This is a genomic window from Streptococcus halichoeri, assembly GCF_009870755.1.
Taxonomy (GTDB): Bacteria; Bacillota; Bacilli; order Lactobacillales; family Streptococcaceae; genus Streptococcus; species Streptococcus halichoeri.
This window is the reverse complement of record NZ_WLZU01000027.1, coordinates 22,616-28,984: the sequence shown is the minus strand read 5'-3', so window position 1 is coordinate 28,984 and position 6,369 is coordinate 22,616. Positions and strand designations below refer to the sequence as shown.

General features: G+C 37.3%; 6 protein-coding genes. 5 read left to right on the top strand and 1 reads right to left on the bottom strand.

Annotated elements, in window-relative coordinates; translation table 11 throughout:
* On the top strand, nt 1-227 hold a 227-nt coding region (locus tag GWD08_RS08680; protein WP_208858412.1), incomplete at its 5' end, for a hypothetical protein.
* A 122-nt stretch (nt 228-349) separates the two neighbouring features.
* On the opposite strand, the gene GWD08_RS07245 is transcribed toward GWD08_RS08680, so the two are convergent.
* Nucleotides 350-1,609: a YSIRK-targeted surface antigen transcriptional regulator gene (locus GWD08_RS07245; RefSeq protein ID WP_425280441.1), complete on the bottom strand. Its 1,260-nt coding sequence runs from the start codon at nt 1,607-1,609 to the stop codon at nt 350-352.
* Nucleotides 1,610-1,862: 253 nt separating this feature from the next.
* Here GWD08_RS07245 and GWD08_RS07240 point away from each other — a divergent pair, with 253 nt between their 5' ends.
* The 4 genes from GWD08_RS07240 (at nt 1,863) to GWD08_RS07225 (ending at nt 6,368) form a co-directional block, all read left to right on the top strand.
* Nucleotides 1,863-3,611, top strand: coding sequence for a SpaH/EbpB family LPXTG-anchored major pilin (locus GWD08_RS07240; RefSeq protein WP_159564980.1), 1,749 nt, complete (start codon nt 1,863-1,865; stop codon nt 3,609-3,611).
* An 85-nt stretch (nt 3,612-3,696) separates the two neighbouring features.
* The gene (locus GWD08_RS07235) at nt 3,697-4,629 is read left to right on the top strand and encodes an MSCRAMM family protein (RefSeq protein ID WP_159564978.1); all 933 of its coding nucleotides are present in this window, start codon (nt 3,697-3,699) and stop codon (nt 4,627-4,629) included.
* A 3-nt stretch (nt 4,630-4,632) separates the two neighbouring features.
* Nucleotides 4,633-5,496 carry a class C sortase gene (locus GWD08_RS07230; RefSeq protein ID WP_159564976.1) on the top strand — a complete coding sequence of 288 codons (864 nt, stop codon included), beginning with the start codon at nt 4,633-4,635 and terminating at the stop codon, nt 5,494-5,496.
* An 11-nt stretch (nt 5,497-5,507) separates the two neighbouring features.
* A complete protein-coding gene (locus GWD08_RS07225; RefSeq protein WP_159564974.1) occupies nt 5,508-6,368 on the top strand; it encodes a class C sortase in 861 nt (286 codons plus the stop codon).
* Nucleotide 6,369: the final 1 nt, after the last annotated feature.

The following is a 6,369-nucleotide window of genomic DNA, read 5'->3' as shown; positions in this document are numbered from 1 at the left end:
ACTGCTCTTCCTCAAGGATGAGTTTTACAGCAGAGAGTTTGAAGGCTTTATCAAAGGTTTTTCTTGGCATAATGACTTTTCCTCGTTTCCACTTAATTTTGTGTCTACTTTATTATACCAAGTCCAACGGTTACTTCGGAGGTATCCTATCTGTTTACCTCATGAGTGCTTTTTTGTGCATGCTAGGGAATCTGGCGGTGCTTGTGGGCACAGCCAGTGGCTCCTAACAGAAAGGAATGCTTGGATTTGTCTACATTACAGGTGTGGTTTTTTGCAATCTTGGCTACGCTATTGGTGCTTATTTATCCAGGCTGTGTCATCGCTTGACGACTAACAAAGCAGAACTTTGTTAGTTGTTTGCTTTACTGATTTGTTTTTTTGTTGGTGAAGCTTCTTTGACCGCGATGTTGTCATGTTTTAAAAATTCCTTAGGAGACATTCCGGAGTATTTTTTAAAAGTTTTGAGCAGGTGTGTTGTGTCGTGGAAGTGTAGGTCTTTGGCCACCATACCCACTGGAACACCTCTTTTGAGCAATAGCTGAGCTTCTTGAATTTTTCGTTTGAGAATATAACTTTGTAAAGAAATATCGGAATAGAGCTTAAAAACAGAACGCAAGTGAGAATTTGAAACGTAAAAATGATTAGCAATGTCAGATATTCTAATCTTACTATATAAGTGATTATCCACATAGTAGAGAATGCTATTGTAAAGTTGCTCTTTATTGGAAATGCTTTTGTTAGATAGCAACTCTGTGAAGGTTATGATAGCTGTTGTTCTAATTTTTAGGACTGTAATGATATTAGAAGCTTCTTCGGTCATTTTGATGAATTGCTTATAAGAATGAAATTTTTCTGAAACGTCTGTATTTTCACTATAGCTGAGCTCCAGGAGTTCCTTTAAGTAGATGACAGAGAGATTTTTTTCTGCCCTCAGACTGGAGATAGATGAGCTGGTGCTTTCAAATAGAGGTATTCGGTTGATTTCTTTTTTAAGGACTTCAATATTGCCTAGTTCTACTAGCTTTAGAACCTTGTGTAAATGTTTTAAGGTATCTGGCATTTGAGATGAAGGACTATTTTCTAATTTTAATTCCCGAATCGTCTCAGGAGACAGACTAGGTAAAATGGGTTTAATTTCTTGTAGTAACAAATTAATAGATTCACAATAGTTTGCTTCAAAGTTTGTCTGGTAAAAGGAGTCAATTGTAATTAAAAGGTTGCGAATTTTATGGAGGCAAAAGGTCGGTACAAGTGCCATATAATTAATCAATTCTTTTTTATCTCTAAAAGCGTAATTCTTTAAGAAACGATTCGCTAACTCTTCACGATAACTGTCATCAAGAATGTGTGAATAGAAGGGACCAATTGAAATAAAATACTTATCTACCTGGAAAATTAAAAAAATTTCTTCCAAAAGCCCTTCATAGAAGGTGATTTCAGAATCAGTAGTTAGTTTGATTTGCGCTAGAAGTTGAGAATAAGGTGTTAAGTAATCCTTATTTCCATAGGCCTGAATCAATTCTTTATCTGCAGAAAAAACTAAAATCGGCAATTGGGACAGGGCATGTAAACTATGAATAAATTTTAAGTCAAATGGCACTCCGGCTATTGCTCACTTTCGTTAGTATCAATTATCAGAGAAAGGGGACTTTTACACTAAAAAATATAAAAGATTTCACGCTTAATCTCTTTTCGAAAACATTATACTAAGATTTTTGGTGATAAAAATCTGAGAAATTGACTTAAAAATGTAAAATTCAACAAAAAATAGTAATAAGAAGTATAAGCTTGAAGAATGATGAAATAATGAGAAATTTTATATTATAATGAACCTCGGAAAAAAATAGGAGAGGGAATTTCTAATGAGATTATCGAAAAAATTAATGTACTCTGCAGCAGTCTTAACAATAATAGCAGGACCAAGCATGGGGACAGTAGCAGAGCTAGCGACACCAAGAGTAGTCGCGCAGGCGGAGGAGACACTTGATGTAAGTGAAACTTCTATACGTCCAGAAAAAGTTCAAATTTATATTCATAAATTACAAGGTTCAGATTTTTCAAAAAATCCAATGGGAATAGCTAATGATGATGGAAAAAAATTGGATTTATCAAGTTTAACTGATAAATTAGGCACATCGGTTAGCGGTTTATCAGGCGTCAAGTTTACTTATTATATGTTAACACAAGAAGGGATGAAGCAGTATAAGGATAACAAGGACTTATTAAAAGTTACTACTGTTGAAGCGGCAACGAGGTTAGTTAATCAGGGGTTACTCTTTGAAGGAAAGACGACAGAGAGTACTAATTTGGCAGGAATTGTTGAAGTGGAATTAGATTCAAAAGAAAATAATAAGTATTTATTTATTGAGTCTGAAAAACCCAAAAACGTCTCCTCTACTGTAGCCGTCCCATTTGTAGTAGAACTACCGTTTATTAATAAAAATGATAATTCTAAATATTTGAACAATGTACATATATATCCGAAAAATACAACGGGTAATATTCCTAAAATAGATAAAGATGTTACAAAATTGGGGAATGATGATGATTCTTATAGCATTGGGGAGGAAATTACATGGCTCTTAAAATCAACTATTCCAGCTAATTTTAAGGATTACAAATTATTTGAAATATCTGATAGTCTAAATAAAGGTCTATCATTCATAACGGATAATGAAAGAACAATTGGGAAAGTAAAATTTGGCAATGATGTTTTGACTCTGAGTGAAGATTACACTGTAGAAGTCAAAGAAAAGACCATCAAGATTAAGTTAACTGATAAAGGCATTACTAAAATTGCTAATTCACTAATAAACAAAAAACTTATCATAGAAGATAAAGAATTATTTTCTATAACAGAAAATGATAATGATCATGCATTTTTGTCAATTGAATTGAGAGCGAAACTAGATAGTGATGCGGTTCTAGGTAAGAGAATTGAAAACAATGTGACACTTAACTTTCAAAATGGTCCTGATAAAGAAATAGGAAAAGAAACTGTACCAGGGTACGAAATTCCTGAGGTTCATACAGGCGGGAAACGATTTATGAAAGTAGATGCAGCCAACCCAAATGCTTCAGCTTTGGCAAATGCCGAATTCACTCTTTATGAAGATAAAGAGTTTAATAAAGTGGTGCAATGGACAGAAGACTTGAAAGCGGCTAACCAAGCAGCTATTACTAAAGGGATGTTTAATAATCCCGAGTTAGGAAAACCAATTGTTTTGAAATCAACCTATGAAGGTTTGTTTGAAATTAAAGGATTATCATATGGAACTAAAGGAAGTAAATCACGCAAAGATAATATTCCTGATACAAAAGAAGGTTCGGGTTCCACAACATACTATTTAAAAGAAACAAAAGCTCCGTTAAACTATGTAGTAAATCACAGGCCCATTCCATTCGAAGTAACGCAAGTATCATATAATACAATTCAATCTATTAATTTAGATAAAAATAGTGCAGACGCTACTCCTCAAGAAATCAAAAACACTAAACGTCCTGCTATTCCTAATACCGGTGGTATTGGTACAGCTATTTTTATAGCGATTGGTGCTGTAGTGATGGTTTTTGCTGCTAGGGGCATGAAAGGTCACAACAAAGACAAATAAGGCTAAAGCAAGTGCTTTAGTAATCCTGCTAGAAAAGAGAAATAAGCCTATTTCTCTTTTCCTTGTTTTTAATAAAAGGATGATTATGCATAAAATACTAACCTATTGTTGTTCGTTCATCATGTTGGTTGGGGTGATATTGGGCTTTACTCAAGCAAGTCATGCAGATGAAACAAATAAGCGTCTGATAGTGGTCCATCTTGAAGCGCGTGATATTGATCGGCCAAATCCAAAACTTGATATTGAGCCAAAATCTGGCAAAGCTGTTTCAGGGGTTACCTACAGGATTTATCAAGTAGCTGATAGCCTAGATGCTGATCAACTGGATCGTCTGGACAAGCAATCAATCACTTCCTTAGATAAGACTACCAAGGCTAACTATCAAGCAGTAACAAACGGTCAAGGTCAAGCTGTGTTTAGTGATTTGCCCGTTGGGCTTTACTATGGTGTCCCTATTAAAGATGGGCAACGCAATCAATCACTTACTAGTTTTTTGGTGGAATTGAGGGCTAATCAAGTAAAGGACAAGTTTATCTATCCTAAGGTCATCTGGCAGACTGGCAGTGTTCACTTGCAAAAGTTAGGAATAGCTGGCACAGCTACTTCTCCTTTGGCAGGTGTTACCTTTGAACTTTACGAAAAAAATGGGATGGCACCACTTCGTGTTAAAAATGGTCTACATTCCTATGAGCTTGATGCAAGGAGCCAATTAACAACGGATAAGGAGGGTAAGCTTGTTGTCTCTGGTCTTATTCCTGGGGACTATTATTTTAAAGAAATCAAAACAGTTTCTGGCTATAAGATTGATCAAGCTAAGATTCCTTTTACGATTACCAATCATGGTAAGAAGAGATTAGTTATTAAGAATTATAAGGCGATTACACCGCCGACTCATAAGTTTAATTTCCCATTGACGAGTGATCAGCGAACGGTTCTCCTTGTCGTCATTGGCTGTCTGCTCGTTGGTTTGGCACTCTTTTTGCTGCGCCATTACCATAAAACTTCCCACAAGGATTAGGTTATGTCTGTAGTAAAGTATTTTTCTAAAAAAGTAAGGTTGCGCCTTTGGCTTTCTCGCTTGCTTTTTGGAATCGGCTTAGCTGTGCTAGCATTTCCTTTTGTTAGTCAGTGGCTCTATTACCGCGCATCACATGCGGCGATTAACACGTTTAAAGAAGCTGTGACGACTTTAGATCGTACTGAGATTAAAAGGCGACTAGAGCTAGCACATGCTTATAATGTTAGCCTCGCTGGCGCAGAATCTAATGGTAAAGTCGCTGTCTCCGATCCTTATTCTGCTGCTCAAAAAAAGGCAGGTCAGGCTGAATATGCGCGAATGTTAGAGGTTAGAGAGCAAATCGGCCATGTCATCATTCCTAGGATTAATCAGGATTTGCCAATTTATGCCGGTTCGTCAGAAGCAAATTTGCAGCGTGGCGTTGGTCACTTGGAAGGAACTAGTTTACCAGTTGGAGGACAATCAACGCATGCTGTTTTGACAGCTCACCGCGGCTTGCCTACAGCAAAGCTTTTCACCAACCTTGATAAGATGAAAAGAGGTGATCGCTTTTATATTGAGCATATCGGTGGTAAAATCGCCTATCAAGTAGATAAGATTGAGGTTATCAGTCCTAATCAGCTAGAGGCATTACATATCGTGCCAAATAAGGATTATGTCACACTTTTAACCTGTACCCCTTACATGATTAATAGTCATCGGCTCTTAGTCAGGGGGATACGTATCTCTTATCATGAACAAGCTGAGCATCATGATCGTGCGCTAGCAAGTGAACATCACTATCAACTCTATCTTTTGATCGGTGTTGGAGTAGCTATATCTGTATGTCTCCTCCTGTGGTATCACCAAAAAGAGTCTAAGAAATGAGGAGTGCCAAAATGAAACAAAGGTTAGTAAAGGGCTTGCGGCTAGTTAGGCAAAACAAGGTAAGTGTTCTCTTATTTATCCTTGGTGGCCTCATTCTCCTGTTTCCAATTGTTAGTCAAGTCAGTTATTATATTGCTTCGCATCAAACCATCAATCGTTTTGAGAAAAGGGCAGCTAAGCTTGATAACAGAGTTCTTGATAAGCGTATTGCCCTTGCCAAGGCTTACAATGAGACCTTGTCAAGAAGTCCCCTGATTATTGATCCCTTTACACAAAGGCAAAAAGCGGGGATTAGAGAATACGCACGCATGCTAGAGGTCAATGAGCAAATCGGCCATGTCGCGCTTCCTCATATTGGTGTTGATATTCCTGTTTATGCTGGTACTAGTGAAGCAGTCCTAGCGCGAGGTAGTGGGCACTTAGAGGGTACATCATTACCTGTTGGCGGACAATCAACGCATGCTGTCTTGACAGCTCACCGCGGTTTACCCACAGCGCGCTTATTTACTGATTTGAATAAGGTCAAAAAAGGGGATACCTTTTACGTGACAAATATCAAAGAAACGTTGGCCTACAAGGTAGATTCAATCAAAGTAGTCAAGCCAACTGAACTTGAAGCAGTCAAGATTGTTGAAGGAAAGGACTATGTCACCTTATTGACCTGTACGCCTTATATGATTAATAGCCATCGTTTATTAGTTAGGGGTGAACGGGTGCCTTATCCGGCTAAGAAAGCTAAATCACTAGAGGCAGCCGCAAAGCGGCAACATGTGTATCAGCTTATTCTTATCGGCATATTAATTTTACTATTAGTAGTCTTGTTGGGATTATTATTAAAACATTATATGAGAGTTCGTAGAAAGGGAGTCTGAA

Bases quoted from the DNA above. Each gene is read 5' to 3' on its own strand.
- GWD08_RS07240 (WP_159564980.1), top strand. From the start codon at position 1,863: ATGAGATTATCGAAAAAATTAATGTACTCTGCAGCAGTCTTAACAATA.
- GWD08_RS07230 (WP_159564976.1), top strand. From the start codon at position 4,633: ATGTCTGTAGTAAAGTATTTTTCTAAAAAAGTAAGGTTGCGCCTTTGG.
- GWD08_RS07235 (WP_159564978.1), top strand. From the start codon at position 3,697: ATGCATAAAATACTAACCTATTGTTGTTCGTTCATCATGTTGGTTGGG.
- GWD08_RS07225 (WP_159564974.1), top strand. From the start codon at position 5,508: ATGAAACAAAGGTTAGTAAAGGGCTTGCGGCTAGTTAGGCAAAACAAG.